The sequence below is a fragment of the Microbacterium sp. Bi128 genome (assembly GCF_918698205.1).
In genome coordinates, this window is sequence record NZ_CAKKMM010001349.1 from 1 (window position 1) to 1,381 (window position 1,381).

Sequence of the window (1,381 nt, forward strand, 5' to 3'; positions counted from 1 at the left end):
GGTCTTGCCCTCGGCGGCCTCGGCGCGCGCCTTCCAGGTGACGTCGAAGTTGCCCAGCCCGGAGCTGTCCAGGGTGGTGTTGCCGGCGCCTGTCATCAGGTCGCCATTCCATACAGTGTGTGCGGTGCGTGTTGTAGCCATGTCCACTCCTCGACGTCGTTGTGAATCAGGGGTCCGGCTGGTGCCGGAGCCTGCCGTGATCAATCCTAGGGATTCTGTGCGGCCGCCGCACGGGGGTTCCGCTGTCAGAGGATTGTGACCCGTACAGTGTCGTCATGGAACTTACCGAAGATGCGCAGGTGCCAGGGGCGCCCGTGGCGCGTATCGCCACGATTATGGTCAACGCCGTCGACGCCGGGCGCCTGGCGCAGTTCTGGGCCGACTTGTTGGGCACGGCGGTCTCCTCGCGCTTCGAGCAGTTCGTCTGGCTGGAACCCGCCGGCACCGGAGCCCCGCAGCTGGCCTTCCAGCAGGTCCAGGACCCCACGGAGGGCAGGCGGCGCCTGCACCTGGACATCCATGGGCCCGACCCTGCGGCGTTGCGCGCCCGCGCCGAGTCCCTCGGTGCCGGGTTCGTGGAGGGCAATGACATCGGCGACTTCCACTGGGATGTCATGCAGGATCCCGAGGGCAACGAATTCTGCATCGCCGGCGACTGACAAGCCGGTTTAACGGCGGCAGTTAAACGACGGCGGCGCCGCACCCCGGCGGGGGGAGCGGCGCCGTCATGGCCTGTGCAGTCAGCCGGTTACTGCCACAGGGTCGCGATCGCGACGTTGAGCAGTGCCAGGCCGCCAACGCTGTTCGCGAGGCCCTTGCTGATCGGCTCGCCCTTCTTGTATTTGCGGCGGCCAATGAAGGCCAGGACGCCGACGATCAGGGCGATGACAAGCTTGACCCCGAGCTTGGCGTAGTTGGCGTTCATGTCCAGGGCCGGGATCAGCCCCATCATGATGATGCCCGTGATCAGCTGCAGCATCGCGCCGTCGAACTGGCGCGGGTGGACGGTGGGCTTCTTCATCTGGCCGATCCAGATGCCGACAATCATGGCGGCGCCGATGATGTGCAGGAAGACCATGACGTTATAGACGATGTTCATGGCATCAGTGTAGCCAGAGTCTTCTACGCACCGTAGTAGGACCCGCCGCGGCCCCGGGGCGGAACAGCAAAAACGGCGACGGCGGCACGGGCGCCCGGTGGTTCCCACCGGAGCCCGCACCGCCGTCGCCGTCGGTGTGCGCTTTTAGACCTAGAGTCCGAGGTCGGCCTCGAAGGCGCCTTCCTCAAGGCGTGCCTTCAGCGTCTGCAGGAAGCGTCCTGCGTCGGCGCCGTCGACCAGGCGGTGATCGTACGTCAGGGAGAGGTACATCATCGAACGGAT

3 protein-coding genes and 1 pseudogene are annotated in these 1,381 nt (G+C 65.9%); 1 reads left to right on the top strand and 3 read right to left on the bottom strand.

Annotation, left to right across the window (positions count from 1 at the left end; genetic code table 11):
* Positions 1–141, bottom strand: a pseudogene (locus LQV45_RS32675) (peroxiredoxin); the annotation flags it as partial.
* 134 nt (positions 142–275) lie between these two features.
* On the opposite strand from LQV45_RS32675, the gene LQV45_RS32680 reads away from it, so the two are divergent.
* Positions 276–659: a VOC family protein gene (locus LQV45_RS32680; RefSeq protein WP_230011753.1), complete on the top strand. Its 384-nt coding sequence runs from the start codon at positions 276–278 to the stop codon at positions 657–659.
* A gap of 89 nt (positions 660–748) precedes the next feature.
* Here the strand turns inward: LQV45_RS32680 and LQV45_RS32685 are convergent, their stop codons facing one another.
* A complete protein-coding gene (locus tag LQV45_RS32685) occupies positions 749–1,099 on the bottom strand; it encodes a hypothetical protein (RefSeq protein ID WP_018772389.1) in 351 nt (116 codons plus the stop codon).
* Positions 1,100–1,249: 150 nt separating this feature from the next.
* Positions 1,250–1,381: 2-oxo acid dehydrogenase subunit E2 (locus LQV45_RS32690; protein ID WP_230011755.1), on the bottom strand; the 132-nt coding region annotated here is incomplete at its 5' end.